The 16,483-nt window shown below is 64.4% G+C and carries 18 protein-coding genes and 2 pseudogenes; 7 read left to right on the top strand and 13 right to left on the bottom strand.

Going from position 1 to position 16,483, the window contains the following annotated elements:
* Nucleotides 1-102: 102 nt before the first annotated feature.
* From BcanWU425_RS06045 to BcanWU425_RS06035, 3 genes and pseudogenes are all read left to right on the top strand, one after another.
* Nucleotides 103-630: a GNAT family N-acetyltransferase gene (locus tag BcanWU425_RS06045; protein ID WP_085350708.1), complete on the top strand. Its 528-nt coding sequence runs from the start codon at nt 103-105 to the stop codon at nt 628-630.
* 82 nt (nt 631-712) lie between these two features.
* Nucleotides 713-2,098 (top strand): MATE family efflux transporter, encoded by a 1,386-nt coding sequence (locus tag BcanWU425_RS06040; RefSeq protein WP_085350709.1) that lies wholly within the window; start codon nt 713-715, stop codon nt 2,096-2,098.
* Nucleotides 2,099-2,149: 51 nt separating this feature from the next.
* Nucleotides 2,150-2,221 (top strand): annotated as a pseudogene (locus tag BcanWU425_RS06035) (DUF2147 domain-containing protein); the annotation flags it as partial.
* 4 nt (nt 2,222-2,225) lie between these two features.
* On the opposite strand, the gene BcanWU425_RS06030 reads toward BcanWU425_RS06035, so the two are convergent.
* Nucleotides 2,226-3,365: a DUF3095 domain-containing protein gene (locus BcanWU425_RS06030; RefSeq protein WP_085350710.1), complete on the bottom strand. Its 1,140-nt coding sequence runs from the start codon at nt 3,363-3,365 to the stop codon at nt 2,226-2,228.
* Between the two features lie 166 nt (nt 3,366-3,531).
* Here BcanWU425_RS06030 and BcanWU425_RS06025 point away from each other — a divergent pair.
* A pseudogene (locus BcanWU425_RS06025) lies at nt 3,532-3,957 on the top strand (hypothetical protein).
* 4 nt (nt 3,958-3,961) lie between these two features.
* Here BcanWU425_RS06025 and BcanWU425_RS06020 read toward each other — a convergent pair.
* The 5 genes from BcanWU425_RS06020 to BcanWU425_RS06000 form a co-directional block, all read right to left on the bottom strand.
* Entirely contained in the window at nt 3,962-4,177 is a 216-nt protein-coding gene (locus BcanWU425_RS06020) for a hypothetical protein (RefSeq protein WP_204512447.1), read from the bottom strand.
* Between the two features lie 125 nt (nt 4,178-4,302).
* Nucleotides 4,303-5,025 carry an SDR family NAD(P)-dependent oxidoreductase gene (locus BcanWU425_RS06015; protein WP_085350711.1) on the bottom strand — a complete coding sequence of 241 codons (723 nt, stop codon included), beginning with the start codon at nt 5,023-5,025 and terminating at the stop codon, nt 4,303-4,305.
* Complete coding sequence (locus tag BcanWU425_RS06010) at nt 5,018-6,400, bottom strand: class I adenylate-forming enzyme family protein (protein WP_204512448.1); 1,383 nt, start codon at nt 6,398-6,400, stop codon at nt 5,018-5,020. Before BcanWU425_RS06010 ends, BcanWU425_RS06015 begins: the two co-directional genes overlap by 8 nt.
* Complete coding sequence (locus tag BcanWU425_RS06005) at nt 6,387-6,632, bottom strand: acyl carrier protein (protein WP_018453301.1); 246 nt, start codon at nt 6,630-6,632, stop codon at nt 6,387-6,389. Before BcanWU425_RS06005 ends, BcanWU425_RS06010 begins: the two co-directional genes overlap by 14 nt.
* A 141-nt stretch (nt 6,633-6,773) precedes the next feature.
* Entirely contained in the window at nt 6,774-8,588 is a 1,815-nt protein-coding gene (locus tag BcanWU425_RS06000; protein ID WP_204512449.1) for a long-chain-acyl-CoA synthetase, read from the bottom strand.
* Between the two features lie 257 nt (nt 8,589-8,845).
* Here BcanWU425_RS06000 and BcanWU425_RS05995 point away from each other — a divergent pair, with 257 nt between their 5' ends.
* A complete protein-coding gene (locus tag BcanWU425_RS05995; protein ID WP_204512450.1) occupies nt 8,846-9,559 on the top strand; it encodes an SGNH/GDSL hydrolase family protein in 714 nt (237 codons plus the stop codon).
* Nucleotides 9,560-9,603: 44 nt separating this feature from the next.
* On the opposite strand, the gene BcanWU425_RS05990 is transcribed toward BcanWU425_RS05995, so the two are convergent.
* From BcanWU425_RS05990 to BcanWU425_RS05965, 6 genes are all read right to left on the bottom strand, one after another.
* Nucleotides 9,604-9,873 carry a DUF3551 domain-containing protein gene (locus BcanWU425_RS05990; RefSeq protein WP_007597230.1) on the bottom strand — a complete coding sequence of 90 codons (270 nt, stop codon included), beginning with the start codon at nt 9,871-9,873 and terminating at the stop codon, nt 9,604-9,606.
* Nucleotides 9,874-9,904: 31 nt separating this feature from the next.
* On the bottom strand, nt 9,905-10,186 hold the full coding sequence (locus BcanWU425_RS05985) for a DUF3551 domain-containing protein (protein WP_018453298.1): 282 nt from the start codon (nt 10,184-10,186) through the stop codon (nt 9,905-9,907).
* Between the two features lie 128 nt (nt 10,187-10,314).
* Nucleotides 10,315-12,192: a molecular chaperone HtpG gene (htpG, locus tag BcanWU425_RS05980; protein ID WP_204512451.1), complete on the bottom strand. Its 1,878-nt coding sequence runs from the start codon at nt 12,190-12,192 to the stop codon at nt 10,315-10,317.
* Between the two features lie 122 nt (nt 12,193-12,314).
* Nucleotides 12,315-12,728 carry a hypothetical protein gene (locus BcanWU425_RS05975; protein ID WP_018453296.1) on the bottom strand — a complete coding sequence of 138 codons (414 nt, stop codon included), beginning with the start codon at nt 12,726-12,728 and terminating at the stop codon, nt 12,315-12,317.
* Nucleotides 12,729-12,990: 262 nt separating this feature from the next.
* On the bottom strand, nt 12,991-13,590 hold the full coding sequence (locus BcanWU425_RS05970; protein WP_026232506.1) for a nuclear transport factor 2 family protein: 600 nt from the start codon (nt 13,588-13,590) through the stop codon (nt 12,991-12,993).
* 162 nt (nt 13,591-13,752) lie between these two features.
* Entirely contained in the window at nt 13,753-14,559 is an 807-nt protein-coding gene (locus tag BcanWU425_RS05965; protein WP_204512452.1) for a response regulator, read from the bottom strand.
* 221 nt (nt 14,560-14,780) lie between these two features.
* On the opposite strand from BcanWU425_RS05965, the gene BcanWU425_RS05960 reads away from it, so the two are divergent.
* Together BcanWU425_RS05960 and BcanWU425_RS05955 are read left to right on the top strand one after the other, a co-directional pair.
* On the top strand, nt 14,781-15,011 hold the full coding sequence (locus tag BcanWU425_RS05960) for a NepR family anti-sigma factor (protein WP_026232505.1): 231 nt from the start codon (nt 14,781-14,783) through the stop codon (nt 15,009-15,011).
* Nucleotides 15,011-15,559: a sigma-70 family RNA polymerase sigma factor gene (locus BcanWU425_RS05955; protein WP_007597240.1), complete on the top strand. Its 549-nt coding sequence runs from the start codon at nt 15,011-15,013 to the stop codon at nt 15,557-15,559. Before BcanWU425_RS05960 ends, BcanWU425_RS05955 begins: the two co-directional genes overlap by 1 nt.
* 105 nt (nt 15,560-15,664) lie before the next feature.
* On the opposite strand, the gene BcanWU425_RS05950 is transcribed toward BcanWU425_RS05955, so the two are convergent.
* Nucleotides 15,665-16,363 carry a nitroreductase gene (locus BcanWU425_RS05950; RefSeq protein ID WP_204512453.1) on the bottom strand — a complete coding sequence of 233 codons (699 nt, stop codon included), beginning with the start codon at nt 16,361-16,363 and terminating at the stop codon, nt 15,665-15,667.
* Between the last annotated feature and the right edge of the window lie 120 nt (nt 16,364-16,483).

Here is a 16,483-nt window from a genome sequence, read left to right as displayed (position 1 = left end):
GAATGTAGGGCGTTTGAACCAGGCCATAAAATATCATTGCCTTTGAGGTGCTTATGGCAGAACGACACGCACCGACGGCGCGGAGACGCGAAAGAGAGAGCCATGAGCATCGAGATCGACATTTTGAACGGCGACGCCTCTTGGCGGATCGCGGAGCCGCTGCACCAGGCGGTCTTCGGACCTGATATCGTCGGGAAGCAGCCCTGGGCCCACGTCAAATGGGCCAATGCCGACCTGCGCGTTCTGATCGAGACGCCCGAGGATGGTCTCGTCTGCCATGTCGGCATCTATTTTCGCACCGTCACCTGGAACGGGCAGAAGGTTCACATCGGCGGCATCGGCGGCGTCTGCACGCGGGAGGACCGGCGCGGCCGCGGCTATGCGACCATGGCGATCGATGCCGCGGTGCATACCATGCGCGCCAACGAGGCGGTCCGCTTCGCGCTGCTGTTCTGCGAGCCGCACAATGTCGCGTTCTACGAGGCCCGCAGCTGGCTCCCCTTCAAGGGCGAGGTCTATTGCGAGCAGCCGGAGGGGCGGATCCGCTTCACCCACATGGCGCCCTATGTCTGCAACATCGTCAGCGCGCCGACACTCGGCACTATCGACCTCTGCGGCCTGCCCTGGTGAGCCCTGCGTGAGGCGCGGCTGGTGCCGGCGCTGCGCGCCATATAATATGTCGATCATCATCCAATATTCCGCGCGGTGACACATGACGATCGACGCCTCGATAGACGCCATGCCGCCGCCTGCCCCGGTCGCCTCGCCCATCGCCAGCTTGCTGACGGCCCCGATCCTGCCGACGCTGCTGCGGCTCGCGATCCCCAACATGATCGCGATGGTCGGCAGCACGCTGGTCGCGGTCGCCGAGACCTCCTATATCGGCCGGCTCGGCACCATTCCGCTCGCAGCGATCGCGCTGGTGTTTCCATTCGCCATGCTGACGCAGATGATGAGCGCGGGCGCGATGGGCGGCGGCGTCTCGTCTGCGATCAGCCGCGCGCTCGGCGCAGGCGACCGGAACCGTGCGGCGACGCTGGCGCTGCATGCCGCCATCATCGGCCTCTGCGGCGGGCTTTTCTTCACGGTGACGATGCTCGTCTTCGGCCGCTCGTTCTTCGCGCTGCTGGGCGGGCGCGAGCGTGTGCTCGAGGAAGCCAGCGGCTATTCGCAAATGCTGTTCTCCGGCGCGGTCGCGATCTGGCTCGTCAACACGCTGGCCTCGGTGATCCGCGGCACCGGCGACATGCGTCTGCCCTCGATGGCGCTGATCGGGACGAGCGTGCTCCAGATCGCGCTCGGCGGCACGCTGGGGCTCGGCCTGTTCGGCGTGCCGCAATTCGGCATGCCCGGAGTGGCCGCCGGTCAGTTGATCGCATTCACCTGCGCTGCGATCTTCTTCCTCTGGTATCTCTGGTCCGGCCGCAGCCGGCTGCCGCTGGATTTCGGCGCCTTCCATTTCGATCGCGCGTTGTTCTTCGACATCCTCAAGGTCGGCGCGGTCGCCTGCCTGTCGCCGCTCCAGACCGTGCTCACCATTTTGATCTTCACCAAGATCCTGGCGACCTTCGGCACCGAGATGCTGGCCGGTTACGGCATCGGCTCGCGACTGGAATTCTTGCTGATCCCGATCACCTTCGCCTTCGGCATCGCATCGGTGCCGATGGTCGGCATGGCGATGGGCGCCGGACAGGTGAAGCGCGCGCGGCGCGTGGCCTGGACCGCGGCCGGGGCCTCGGGACTTACCGTCGGCCTGATCGGCCTCATCATCGCGCTCGATCCATCCCTGTGGGTTTCGCTCTTCACCAGGGATCCCGGCGTTGCCGCCGCCGCGCACAGCTACTTCCACTGGGCAGGCCCGACCTTCGTGTTCTTCGGCGTGGGCGTGTCGCTGTATTTCTCCTCGCAAGGCGCGGCGCGGGTCGGCGGTCCCGTGCTCGCCTCCACCGCGCGGCTGCTGATCGTCGCGATCGGCGGCGGCGGCCTCATGATGGCGCAGGCTCCGGCCTGGACCCTGTTCGCGCTGGTCGGCGGCGCCATGGCGGTATTCGGGCTGTCGACCGCGGCCTCGGTCGCCTTCGTGCGCTGGGTCAAATAAGCGCAGGTCATTGCACGCAGGCAAATAAACGCGGGAATGTGATTCCATCCGGATTCGCTGCGGGTCGAAGGCTGCGTCGGCGCGCTCTGCGGCGGCGAAACCTGGACGCGGGCGGGGCGCTAGCGCTTCACGCCGTCATCGCCTTCAGCGCCGTCGCCGCCGAGGCGTAGCCGCCCCGCGCGCCGTCGATAAAATGGACGTGATCGCTGCGCAACGCCGACGGGGTGAAGCAGGTCATCATCGCAGCGTCCTGCTGATAGAGGCCGTAACGCACGATGCCGTCGCGCGCGGCAATCGCGAGGCGATCGCTGAGGGCGCGTTCGAGCTCCGGCGTACAGTCGAGGATCATGCGCAGGCCGTCGTCATATTTTCGGAAGTCGGAGTTCTCCACGACCTGCCGTGTATAGAGCTTCGGCACGAAGCCGCCGACTTTGAGATCGAAGCGCATGATCAGATAGACGAAAAGGGTGTAGGCCAGCACGCTGGCGCGGCGTGCGAGCAACGGACCTCCGCGCTTGGTGCGCGCCTCATATTCCAGCCCTTGCGGCGGCCATGTCAGCGGCGGCCCTTGTGGCGGCACGGGACGACCGGCATCCGGGCTGCGCTCGACGAGATGGATGATGTCCTCGATCACGTTGCGGAATGCCGAGGGATCGGCGCCTTGGGCCGGCATGACCAGCACGGACAGGATCAGGCCGCGCGCAGCCGGAATCACCTCGAAGCGGCAGGACAGGCCGGAGAGATCGGGCTGCGTCCCCGCGGGCGCTTCGGTGATCGCAAACTCGCCGCGCTTCATCGCTGCGTCCGCCCAGGCGAGCCCGCCGCCAGAAAACATCGCATAGGACAAATTGGCCGACGGTCCGAAGCGCGCGACGCGCACGTCTAGGCCATGCGCGCGAATGACGCTCACCGGCACCAGCGCGACGCGCATCCGCAAGTCGAGATCTTCCCGCACCCAGGTCGCGGTCGCAGCCAAAGCCTCGCGGGCCAGTTCGAGATCATTAGGCGCGACCGCAAAACTCGCGCCGTCGCCGCCGAACACGAAGGGAAATTCGCGTCCCTCCAATGCATTCGTCACGGCCGCGATCACGGCGGCACCGGCCATGTTCACCGCCTTGTAGCGCTGCGCCGCGATGGCCTTGGTCGAATCCACGATGTCGGCAACGCCGACGCTCCAGTCGTCGGGCAGCGGCGAATACAAAGCGGGGTCCATCAGACTGGTGAAGCCGCGAAAGACCGGAATGCCGCTATAGAACGCTGATGTCATCGGATGATGCCGGATGGTTGGGACGCACGTCCAAAGGGACATACGTAGAAGAATCGATTCGGTTCGCCAGGCGCGCGCCCTTGCAACCATTGGCCGAAATGGACCCGGACAACAAGATGAGGGCGCACTGCAATGCCACAGAAGGTCATCAAACGGTTGACCGTAAATGGCGTCTAGTCTCGATGATCTGACATGGTTGCGCGGGAACATCGACGTGTCCGACTTCGACAGGAAGGACTCCATCGCTCCGGCAAGCCGGCGCACTGGGCGTGATCCGATCAGCGCGGTGAAGACGCCGGAAAGCCTGACCGCGGCCGTGGATAGCTGGGCCGAAACCCATCACCTGTAGCGCTCGGAAGCCATCCGTAAGCTGGTCGAGCTCGGCCTGAAGGTCGCGCCCCCGGCACTCCCGCCAGGGCACCCGCTCGCTTCGGATGCCACCAGGATCGAAGAGCTTGCGGTGCGTGAACTCGGGGGACTGCTCGATCCTGCGCTGTCTGAAGACGAACGCGAGCGCCGGATCCGCCGCCTGACCGAGGGCCCGCCGGAGTTCTCACACGAACGGATTGACCTGCCGAAGCATCGGACCTGAATGTCTAGTGCAGCTTCTCGCCCACGCGCTTGCGTAGCGCGGAGGCGGGAACGTCATGGCAGCCGACAAGACGCACGAATTTCTGCGGATACATTTCGTAACCGTGGTCACCGGAATTTTGGTGAGACATCGGCTCGCAGTGAACGGGCTCGCAGTGAACGTCGCTTTGCTGTGCGCAAGATGGCTTTACCGACGCCTTGTCCGGGCTCGAAGCGGTCATGGACTGCTCCCTATCGATTAGGGCAGATCGATTGACGTAACCCAATCGATTGCGCGGGATCTTACGACCAAATCCGGATGATGTCATTGCGCCGGATCAATGCAATTGTGGCGATGGAGTTCCGCCTACGCCGTGTTGCCCGCGTCGACCGTAAACACGGTACCCGTCACATTGCGACCGCCCTCTCCCAGCAAATACTCCACCATCCGCGCGACGTCGTCGGTCTCCGGCAGGCGGCGCAGCGCGCTACGGCCGGCGATGCGCTTGCGGCTGTCGTCGGACAGATTGTGCGTCAGCTCGGTGTCGATGAAACCGGGCGCGATCGCGTTCACGGTGATGCCGAGCTTGCCGACCTCCCGCGCGAGCGAACGGGTGAAGCCGGTGGCGGCGGCCTTGGTCGCACCGTAAACCGAGAGGCCGTTATAGCCGGTCGTCGCGATAATCGAGGAGATGTTGATGATGCGGCCGGCACCGTCGGCCATCATCTGCCGCGCGACATATTTGGTGAGAATGATCGGCGACAGCACGTTGAGCTGCACCAGCGCCTCGATCTCGGAATTGTGCATGGTCGCGAGCAGGCCTTCGGTGCCGAGGCCGGCATTGTTGACGAGGCCGTAGATCGGTCCGAATTCGTCGCGCACGAGTTTTGCATAGGCAGGGATCGCGTCGATCACGGCGAGGTCGCAGGCGCGGAAATGCAGGCGCCCCTCCGACCCGGCAATCGCCGCCTTGAGCTCGTCGCTCTCGCGCCGCGCCGCCGCGATCACGTTGTAGCCGCCATCAACAAGCCGCTGGCCGATCGCAAGGCCGATACCGCGGCTACCGCCGGTGACGAGAACATTATGCATCGGTGCGCGCCAGTTTGCCGGCCGGGGTGACGTCGAGCGCCTCGACGAAGCGGATCACCGCCGGCACCTTGTGGGAGGCGAGCTGAGCGCGGCACTGATCCAGAATCTGGTCGCGGATCTCTTTCGCGCGCGCCGGATCGGTGCCGTCGGCGAGGATCACGTCGGCGACGACGATGCCGCCGGTGATCGGGCTCTTGCGTGACTTCGCCCGCGACATCCGCACATCGAGATGACGGTTGATCACCGCCTCGATCTCTTCGGGGTGAACCTTCAGCCCACCGATATTGATGATGCCGCCGCGGCGTCCGACGAAATAGTAGCGGTCGCCGCGCAATTCGACGATATCGCCGCTATCGACATACCCGTCTGCGTCGGTGAGCGCAGCCGCGTCGCGGCCGATATAGGCGTGCGCCGTGCGCGTCGAACGGATACGTAGCGAGCCGTCGACGACCTTCATTTCGACGCCGTTGCGGTTGCCGAGATAGTCCGCCGGAAAGCCTTCCAGTCCGTCATTGACGGCAAAGCCGACGCCGGCCTCGGTTGATGCATAGGCATGGCCGACGGAGGAATTCGGGAACGCCGCTTTCAGGCCGTCCAGCACCGCCTGGTCGGCGATCTCGCCGGAGAGGCGGACATAGCGCGGCGCGAACTGCGCGGCCGAGCCGCTCATCAACAGCTTGCGCCAGTGCGAGGGCGTGCCGGAGATGTGGGAGACGCCCCGCGCGTTCAGCCGCGTGACCTGATCGGCGAGCGCCTCATGCGGATCGGACAGCACCATCGAGCCGCCCGAGAGGACGGCGCGGAGGAATATCTGCAGGCCGCCATAGCGGCGGATGTCGTAGAACGTCGCCCATACCGGCGCGGGTCCGCGCGCCGGGCCTTCGGCGACGATGGCGCCGGTGAGTGCTTTCAGCGTATGGCCGACGATTTTCGGCACGCCCGACGTGCCCGAGGTGAGCATCAGCCATTCCGTGGCGCGTTCGGTCCTGGCCGGCGCTGTGGCTTGAAGCGGCAGTTGTGCGGTGACGACCAGCGGCACGCCAGTCTCGGCCCAGCGATCGGGCTCGTCGGTGACAACGGCATCGATCCCGGCATCCGCCATCAGCGCGTCGAGATGCGCCGGGTTGAGATCCGGCGGGCACAGCAGCATGCGGCGGGCAATACCGTCGAGCTCGATCATGGCAAGACCCGATCGGAGCTGGTCGGACAATTTCAGCAGCACCGCGCGGCCGGACAGCTCGCCCAGGCGGCCACCCAGGACCGTCTGCGACAGGATATCCGTCAACGACACGACATCGTGCGCGTCCGACAGCGTGCGGCCGGTCAGCTCCGCGCCGAGATGGTCGCGGAGCGCAAAGATCTCACGCGGGGACATTTTCGTAGGCCCGCACGAAATCGCCCACGGTGGCGGGGAACGCTGCGTCCTCGGAAATGGTGAAAGGGTCGACGCCGGTCTCGTCCTCGAGGCGCGCCACCAGGATGGCGAAGGCGAGCGAGTCGAAGCCCGTCTCGTGCAGGGACAGCTCGTCCGAGAGTGCGGGAAGCGCGACGTGCTGCTCTTTGGCGATCTGCTGGATCGCTTCAATGACCTTAGACCGTACCGACATGGCTGGCTCGCTTCTGTTGTGGTTCGTGTTGCGGCGGTTCTTGATGACCGCCTCCCTTGCCCGTTTGTTTACCCGACAGAAGTAAATGGCTTCTTGGACAATTCGGATAAAATTGGACCTATCTGGCGGATTTTCGCGTGGCTAGAGCCGGATCGTACCCTCGTTGATTTGCGCATACGTCTCCGCATCCAGCGCGACATAGGCGCCGGTCTTCGGGTCCAGCATGAACAGCGGATCGGAGATCGCGCCCGGATCAAATCCCTCGCGCGCGAGCTCGCCCTTCTTCTGCTTGAAGGTCTCGGTCGCGTCGAGCTCGCGCGAGATGCGTATGAAGACGGGGCGAGCATAGGCCGGCAGGCGCTGTGCGAGATGGGCGGGCAGCGCCTCGACGGCGAAGCCCTCGTTCACCACGATCGCGCTCATGCCGGCGCGGCCGTCGGTGCCGGGAATGCCGACGCCGTAGGTGGTGGCGTCGATCACGCCGGTGAAATCGCGCACGGCGTCATTGACCTCCGAAGTCGCGACGTTCTCGCCCTTCCAGCGAAAGGTGTCGCCGATGCGGTCGACGAAGTGGAAGAAGCCCTTCTCGTCGAGCCGCATCAGGTCGCCGGTGCGGAACCAGGAATCGCCCTTGGCAAAGACATCGCGCAGGATCTTCTTCTGGGTCTCGCTCGCCTCGGTGTAGCCCTCGAAGCGACCGCCGCCCTCATCCGCAGTGCCGATGCGGCCTATGGCTTCGCCGGCCTCGCCGCGCGCGCAGGGGATACAAAACCCCTCCGCATTGCGCAGCGGCGCGCCGTTATCGGGCTCGAGCTTGACGAGACCTGCAGGGAAACGATGCGCAAGCAACGGTGGAACGCGGCCGATCGCGCCGGGCTGGCCCTCGACATTGAACAGCGAGAAATTGCCTTCCGTCGCCGCGTAGAATTCAAGGATGCGGGGAATGGCGAAACGCGCCTGAAAATCGTCCCAGATGTCACCGCGCAGGCCGTTGCCGCAGACGAGCCGGAGGCGATGCCGGTTCTCGTATTCCGACGGCGGCGCCTTGAGCAGATAGCGGCAGAGCTCGCCGATATACTGAAACAGCGTACAGTCGTGACGCACGAGGTCGGGCCAGAAATTCGAGGCCGAGAATTTTTCCGCGATCACCACGGAGCCGCCGGCAGCGAGCATGCTGCATGGCGCGACGATGCCGCCAACCGAGTGGAATAGCGGCAGGCAATCGTAGAGCCGATCCTGCGGCGTCGCGCCGGTGAGGCCGGCGAACCAAAAGCCCCAATTGAGGATGCGGCGATGGCTGATGCTTGCGGCTTTCGGCAGGCCGGTCGTCCCGGACGTGTAGATCAGCAGGGCCCGGTCGTCGATGGTGACGTCGCCACGCTCGTCCGGCGAAAGCGGCCGGTCATCGAGGGCGTCGAGCGCGACATCGATCGGACGCTCGCTGCGGGCATCGCCGTGGGTCCAGACCTTTGCTTCCGTCTTCAAGTGCGGCAACGCGCCGGCCAGCTCCGCTGCAAGCTCATGCGCAACAATGATGTGAGCGGGCTTTGCGACTCCGACGCAATGCGCGAGCGACTGCCCGACGAGCTTGGTGTTGATCAGCGCGACCACGCCGCCGACGCGGCTGATGCCGAGCCAGGCCGCGACATAATCGATGCCGTTCGGAATGATCAGCGCGACAGTGACGCCCTTGGCCACACCGGCCGAGCGTGCCCAGCGCGCATAACGATTGATGCATTTCGAAAGCCCCTCATAATCGAGGCTCGCGTCATTGGTGGCCAGCGCAATGCGATTGGGCTGGCGCTGCGCCCAATCGTCGACGACATCGGCGAACAGCCGGCCCGGCAACGTCTCGATCCGTGCGGTGAGCTCGATCGCCTTCAGCCAGATTTTCGAAGCCGAAGGTGCGCGCGCGGCTTTCGGTTGCTCGATGACGCCGGTTGTCATGCCGTTCATTCTTTCGGAACGTGTCTGCGGGTTTCCGGCAGCTTAGCTCGCACGCCCTGCCCAGATGTTAAGAGACAAGGTAAAACCGGGTTAGTGCACGATTAACTCTAGTGATCCTTTACCAAACCGGAGGCGATCGAGGTGCGCCGCCTGGCAGTTCTTGCAATAGCAAAGCCAGTTGTCGGGGCGTGAGGCTAGGCGGCTCCGGGCAAACGGGTTAGCCTTTTTGACCCTGCATTGTCCCGGTTGCGAAAGGGAGACGACCTGTGGCTCTCGGCTCGTCTGAATTTCCCGTCCAGGCCGCGCCGTTCGAGCAGCCGCTGACCAATTTTGCCAATGGCCTGAGGCGCGGACAGGTCAAGGTGGTCGCGATCGGCTCGTCGACCACGGCGGGCGAAGGAGGCATCGCGCCCTATCCGCAACGATTGCTGGCGGACCTTCGGAGCATATTTCCGAAGCCCGGGATCGATGTCATCAACCGGGGCGTCGGCGGCGAAGAGGCTCCCAAGGAGCTTTTGCGGTTCAAGCACGACGTCTTCGACCAGAAGCCGGATCTCGTGATCTGGCAGGTCGGCACCAATGCGGTGTGGCAATCCGCCGATCAGAATCCACCGACCTTCGACGAGACCAGGAGGGCCATCGCTGACGGCGTCGATCAGCTGCTTGTGGACGGAGGGATCGACGTCATCCTAATGGACCTGCAATATGTGCCGGCGGTGCTGACGCCGGCCAAGGCCGACAAGGCGAACGCGATGGTCGCAGCGATCAGCGAGATCGCGCATGCAAAGCGGGTCAACGTCTTTCGCCGCTTCGCGCTGATGAAGGGCTGGCACGATGTTGCAAGAATTTCGTTCGACCGCATCGTCGACCCGGGCGACGACAGCAGGCTGCACGCAAGCGACTGGACCACGGACAAGATGACCTGGCAGTTGACCGACGCGATCGTCACCGCGGCCAACGAGGCGCCCCACGGCAGCTAGCCCTGCATACTCCGTCTGATTGACGGCCGAACGGGCGGTGGGCCCTAGCCGCCTCGCTGATGGCGCAAGCGCTGCGGGGGTGCGTTGAACGGATAATACGGATTGAGATCGCAGCTGGCGGAGCGGCCGGAAGCCGTAGCTCGGCACTGCGGCACTGAGGTGAAGGAGCAATCGTACCACTCCCCGCCACCGCCGTTTGCACCGGAATAGACGTGCATGCAGACGGGATAGCGCGGATCGAAGGTCTGTGCATGCGACGGCGCGGCCGTGAGCAGGGCACCGACGGTCATGATCAGTCCGAACAAGCGATGCATGAAAATTCCCCCTGAAGGCCGTTGCGGACCGCTAGTGCACGTTCTTGTGGCGCCGGCGCGGCGGCGGCGGGGGTTGGTCGAACGCATAGTAGGGATTGACGTCGCAGCTTGCCGAGCGGCCCGAGGCCGTGGCGCGGCACTGCGGCAGCGAGGTGAAGGAGCAATCGAAATAATCGCCGCCGCCCCCACCAAAACTACCGGGCGTATAGACGTGCATGCACACCGGGTAACGCGGATCGTAGGTCTGGGCGCTGGCATCTGCCGCCACGAACAGCGTGGCAATTGCGGTCAGGGTCAGGATCGGCAAACGCATGGAGAAATCCTCGAATCTGTCATGTCGGCGGCCCGGATACCGGCTACCTCGTATGGCATAACACCATGGCAGAGGCGACCGTTCCTGCGCGCAGTTGACGGCAAGGTGAGTGCGGTGCACTGCGCCCGCTACGCGCCGAGCCCTTGCAACACCAGCCGGTTCAACCTTGCCGCAAACGCCGCAGGGTCCTCCGGCAGCTCGCCGTCCAGGATCTGCGCCTGTTCGAGCAGGAGCAGGCTGAGATCGTCAACCGTCTTGGAGCCGGCCTGAGCCTTCGTGATCGCCGTCACCAGCGGATGGCGCAGGTTGATCTCAAGGATCGGCTTGGTGCGCATGCCACGGTTCTGCTGAGACAGGATGCGCTCGAGCTCGCGGCTCGGGCCCTGGCTGTCGGCGACGAGGCAGGACGCGGAGCTGGTAAGACGCGTCGAGGCCTTGACGTCGCTGACGCGCTCGCCGAGCGCGGCCTTGATCACCGCGATGGTGGCGGCCTCGTCGGCGGGCGGCTCGTCCTTTTTCGCCTCGTCGGCTTCGTCGACGCGCGGGATCAGGTCGAGATTGAGATCGCCCTGGCTCAGCGACTTCAGCGGCTTGCCGTCGAATTCCGAGGGCATCGAGGTCCAGAAGGCGTCGACGGGATCGGACAGCAGCAGAACTTCGATGCCGCGCGCAGTCGCCGCCTCGAGCCGGGGGTTCGACTTCAGCCGGTCGATGCTGTCGCCGACGAGATAATAGATCTCGGTCTGGTTCGGCTTGAAACCGGCGACGACGTCCTTGAGCGAGCGCTTCTCGCCCGAGGTCGTGGTGAAACGCGACAGCGCGAGCAGCTTTTCTCGGCGTTCGAAATCCTCGTAGATACCTTCCTTCAGCACCGCGCCGAAGGCCTCCCAGATCTTCGCGAAGTTCTCCGGATCCTTCTCCGCCAGGCTTTCGAGCTCGGACAGCACGCGGGTCGCCACGGCCTTGCGGATCTGCGCGAGCTGCGGATTGTTCTGAAGCATCTCGCGGGAAATGTTGAGCGGGAGATCCTCGCTGTCGACGACGCCGCGGATGAAGCGGAGATAGCCCGGCAGCAGATCGGCATCGTCAGTGATGAACACGCGGCGGACATAGAGCTTGACGCGCCCCTTGCGGTTCGGTTCGAACAGGTCGAACGGCTTCGTCGAGGGCGCGAACAGCAGCACGGCGTAGGAGTAACGTCCCTCCGCGCGATAATGCAGCGTCATCGCGGGATCGTCGAAGGCGGAGGCGATCTGCTGATAGGACTTCTTGTAGTCTTCCGGCGTGAGCTCGGATTTCGAGCGCTGCCACAGCGCGCTCGCAGAATTGATCTGACGCGGTTCGCCCCCTTCAGGCACGAGCTCGATGGGGAAGAGGATGTTGTCGGAATAAGCGCCGACGATACGTTCGATCTCGTAAGCTTCGAGATATTTCTTCGCATCGTCCTTGAGATGCAGGACGATCTCGGTGCCGCGCTGCACGCGGCCCGCATCCTCCTCGCTGGCACGCGCGATCTCGAAGCCCGAGCCGCCCGAGGACGTCCAGGTCCAGACGTCGCTCTCGCCGGCGCGGCGGCTCACCACGACGATCTTGTCGGCTACCATGAAGGCGGAATAGAAGCCGACGCCGAACTGGCCGATCAGGCCGAGACCATCCTTGGCCTCCTTGAGCTTCGACACGAAGGCCTTGGTGCCCGAGCGGGCGATGGTGCCGAGGTGGTCGATCAGCTCCTGCCGCTCCATGCCAATGCCATTGTCGGCGATCGCAAGCGTTCCGGCCGTCTTGTTCGGAATGATCCGGATCTTGAGCGCGTCGCCTTCGCCCAGCAGCGCCGGATTCGCGATGGCCTCATAGCGCAGCTTGTCGCAGGCGTCAGAGGCATTGGAGACGAGCTCGCGCAGGAAGATATCGGTCTCGGAATAGACGGAATGCACCATCAGGTGCAGAAGCTCGGAAACCTCGGCCTGGAAGGGCTGCGTATGCACAGCCGTGTCTGACGTCGTCATGCGTTTACCCGGTCAATCCAAAGAGGAAGAAACCCGGGATATAACGCGAGGGGGCAGGGGATCAAGTAGACGTCAGCAATCGCCCTCCGGGCGGAGGGCGACTTGTCCGTGGCCAAAGCCGATCAAGTCACACAGCGGCCGGGTTGGAGCAGCTTTGCGACCTCGGTCAGGGAGCTGACCATCGGCTCGCAGGCGATCGTCGGCTTTTTGCGGCTCTGCTTCTGGTCCGGGAGCAACACCGGCGGCTTGGCGTTGCCGGTCTCGATCACCGCGGGGACCCGCAGCAGCACCGACGTGTCGGCCAGATCGTTCAGCCGCATCGACACGGTGCGGGTCGGAACCTCAGCCTGCTTGATGTCGGCCAGCCGGTCCGCTTTGCTGGAGCGATTGACGTTATGGCCCGGCTTGTCAGCGACCGCCTGCCAGCGGTCGGCCGGATCATGGCCGGAGGCCAGCTGCACGGCGCCGACCTGGACGGCGCCAAGCGTCGCGGCGATCGCGACGGCGCCTAAAAATACCTTTTGAATCTGTGACATGGCTGTCGGTCCCTCGCCCCATGGCGATCGCGGGAACAACGCGAGGAGAGGACCCAGAGTTCTCAGGCGTTAAGATCACTTAACCGTGTGCGAAAAGGCAGGGTGCGAAAAGGATGGCCCCACGAAAAATTTTGCAACCCCCTGGAACGACTTTCAGGGACGGGAGTCGTATCAACAGCCGGCTATTCCCCCCTGCCCCATAAGCCGGCGACGTAGGGCGCGACTGTGGTGATGCCAGTCGCGCCTTACTTTTGTCTGGCGTTCAGTTCGCCTTCCCCGCAAGCCACTCCCGCCCCTCCGCATAGAGCTTCTCAACCTCGGGCCCGGTGAGGCCTGGCATGTCGCGCTTGACCTTGTAGCCGATCAGCTCCTGCATGTAGGCGAGGTGGCGGTAGCCTTCGGGCAGCGCGGCAAGGGCTTTCTGGTCGAGCTGAAGCGTCGCGGAGGGATCAACCGGGTCGATCCGGTCCTTCTCGTAGATCGGCTGGCGGCGGACGATGCCCCATTTTCCCTGCCGCTTCTCCAGGAAATCGTAGAAGCGCCCGGTGCAGACGACGTCGCAGGGCACGTCGTGCACCGGTGCGCGCTGCGAGATGGTCATCTTGGTCTGCGCGATGGCGCGCGCCCCCTCGAGATCGATGCTGCAGCCACCGAGGAAATGCAGGATGCGCACGCCCTTGGCGAACCCCTCCTGGCTGACCCGCATGAAATCCCGCGCCGGCCCCTGAAACCAGGTGGCGGACATCCAGCCTTCCTCGTGCCAGACGGTGGCAAAGCGCTCCCAATCGCCGGCATCGCGCCACACCGCCCAGTTCTCGACGAGGTCGCGGATGGCGAGGCGATCGAGGAGTTGCTGGTCCATGAACACGTCTCCGATGGCACCGCGGCTGCAACGGCCGCTGCGCGAGGTATGAGCGGCGAATTCGATGGCCGTCAAGCGTGACAACCGGATCAACAAAAATCCGGCGCACCTTGCGGCACGCCGGATCGGATTTCGTCAAAATGCCGGGCGCTGGCGCCTTCGTTACGCCGCCGGTACCTTCGGCGCGCGGTTGCGGGAGTTGCGCTGGAAGAACAGCGCCTGGCTCGCCACCGCCGACACCATCGCCGGCTGGAACGGTTTCGAGATCAGGAAGGCCGGCTCCGGTCGCTCGCCGGTGAGGAAGCGCTCGGGGTATGCGGTGATGAACACCACCGGCACCTCGAAGGTGCGGAGCAGCTCGTTGACGGCGTCGAGGCCCGACGAGCCGTCGGCGAGCTGGATGTCGGCGAGGATCAGGCCCGGTCGCTTGTTCTTTGCCAGCGCGACCGCATCGGCGTGGGTGCGGGCGACGCCGACGACATTGTGGCCGAGGTTCTTCACCAGGCTCTCGAGATCCATGGCGATGAAGGTCTCATCCTCGATGATCAGCACGTCGGTGGCGATCTCGGCTGCCATCTCACGCCCTGCGGCATCCGCAAGCCGGCGCGTCTCACCGACGTCGGTGCCGAGAATGTAGCCGACCTCTTCTTCCGAAAATCCCTCGAGCGAGAGCAGCAGGAAGGCTTGCCGCGGCAAGGGCGTGATGTTGGACAGCCGCCGCTCCGGCGGCATCGGCAGGTTCGCCACCTCGGAATCGTCGTTGACGGAAACGGAATTCCAGATTTGGGTGAACAGCCGGAACAGGCCGGCGCGCGGCCCGTGGCTCTCGTCGAGCACCGACGGATCTCCCAGCATGGCTTCCAACATGGCTGCGACATAGGCGTCACCGGAGGACTGGCTGCCGGTCAGGGCGCGTGCGTACCGGCGCAACAACGGCAAGTGTTCAGCAACAAGCTGTGAACGGGACATCCCCACTCCATATCATCATCGGGCCGACCTTGACGTGCAGGCGTTAGGCGGGGGGCCCGGGTTCCCCTGCTGGGCTGATTACGCCTCAGCCTGAGAAAAGTTCCGCATGGGGGCGGAACTTTTTCTCGCAGCTCGCATTGAGCCTATCCAGGGAACGGCTCCCGGTTGAGAGAACTTCTCGATTTTACAGTTACTTAACTCGGGGAAACGTGGAACAGGTCATGAAAGATCTCAAGTCTCAAGCCAGCAAAAGCACGACCCCCGGCAAGGGAGGGCTCACTCCGGAGATCCAGTCCCGGATCGGGCACCAGCTGCGCGCCATGTACGACGACGTGGTGCGGCAGGGGGTTCCGGACCGGTTCGCGGAACTGATCAAGAAACTTGATGCGCCGGGAGCGACCCCCCAAGTGGAAAATGGTGGCGGCTCTAACGACAACAATGGGAGGGATTGATGCCTCTCACGGATTCCCTGCGTAACGACATCCTGGCGGCCGTGCCCAGTCTGCGCGCGTTTGCCATCTCGCTCAGCGGCAATGCGGACCGCGCCGACGATCTGGTCCAGGAGACGCTGTTGCGGGCGCTCGCCAACATCGACTCGTTCCAGCCCGGCTCCAATCTGCCGGCATGGCTGTTCACGATCCTGCGCAACCTGTTCCGCTCCGACTATCGCAAGCGGCGGCGGGAAGTCGAGGATGCCGAAGGCAATTATGCTAAGACGCTGAAGACGCAGCCCTCGCAGAACGCCCATCTTGAGTTCGAGGAATTCCGCACGGCGCTCGACAAGCTTCCGCAGGACCAGCGTGAAGCGCTGATCCTCGTCGGCGCCTCCGGCTTCTCCTATGAGGACGCGGCTTCGATCTGCGGCTGCGCAGTCGGCACGATCAAGAGCCGCGTCAACCGTGCGCGCTCCAAGCTCGCGGCGCTGCTCTATGTCGACGGCGCCGAGGATTTCGGGCCCGACGAGACCATTCGCGCCGTGATCGGCGGCAGCGGCGGCTGACGGCCGGCGTCAATCGAACTGAGACCGCGATGAAGGCGGCCGCATCCGCGGCCGTCTTTTCGCGCGAACGGGATCACGTCCAATACGGAGCGTGCATCGCCTCGATCACTCGTCCACGAAGGTCACGGTCTCGGCCAGGCTCGCACGCGACGTCCGGTAGCTGTTGACCTTGTGGGCATTGTCGGCATAGCCGAACGAGATACCGCAAACGATGCGGCGATCATCAGGCAAATTGAAATGGCGGCGGATCAGGCCGGAGTGGCGCGCGAGCGCCGCCTGCGGAATTGTGCCGAGCCCGAGCGCCTGCGCGGCCAGCATGAAGTTCGAGACATAGGCGCCGCAATCGATCGCACCGTAGATGCCGAGCGGCTCGTCGGTATGGATGACGGCCACATGCGGCGCGCCGAAGAAATTGTAGTTCTCCAGCGCCTGCTTGGCATAGGCCATCTTGTCTCCGCGCGCGATGCCGAGCGTATTGTAGAGCTGAAAACCGCTCTCGCGGCGGCGTTCGAGATAGGCGCCGAGATATTCGCGCGGCGGCGTGAAATCATAGTCGTCCCCGAGCCCGCCCGAAGCCTCCTTGTAGATCAGCTTGCGGAAACGCTCCTTGGCCTCGCCGCTGGCGATGACGACCTGCCAGGGCTGGCTGTTGCACCAGGACGCCGTGCGCTGCGCGGTGGTCAGCACGTGCTCGATCGTCGCGCGATCGACTTCCTTGGCCAGGAAGGCGCGCACCGAGTAGCGCTCGTTGAGCAGCTCTTCGAGCACGCCGATGCGGTTGTTATGATTGACTGCAGCGTCCATTGCTTAAGCTCGCTTTCGTGCCCCGGACGCGACGCAGCACGAAGTGATGCGGCGCTGAGGCGGGGCCCATTGTGGCCTGTCTGTTACGGCTCCTGGGTCCCGGCTCGCGCTTCGCGCGTC

Origin of the sequence: Bradyrhizobium sp. WU425 (assembly GCF_021052305.1) — a bacterium.
Lineage (GTDB): Bacteria > Pseudomonadota > Alphaproteobacteria > Rhizobiales > Xanthobacteraceae > Bradyrhizobium > Bradyrhizobium canariense_D.
This window is presented reverse-complemented; position numbering and strand designations above follow the sequence as displayed.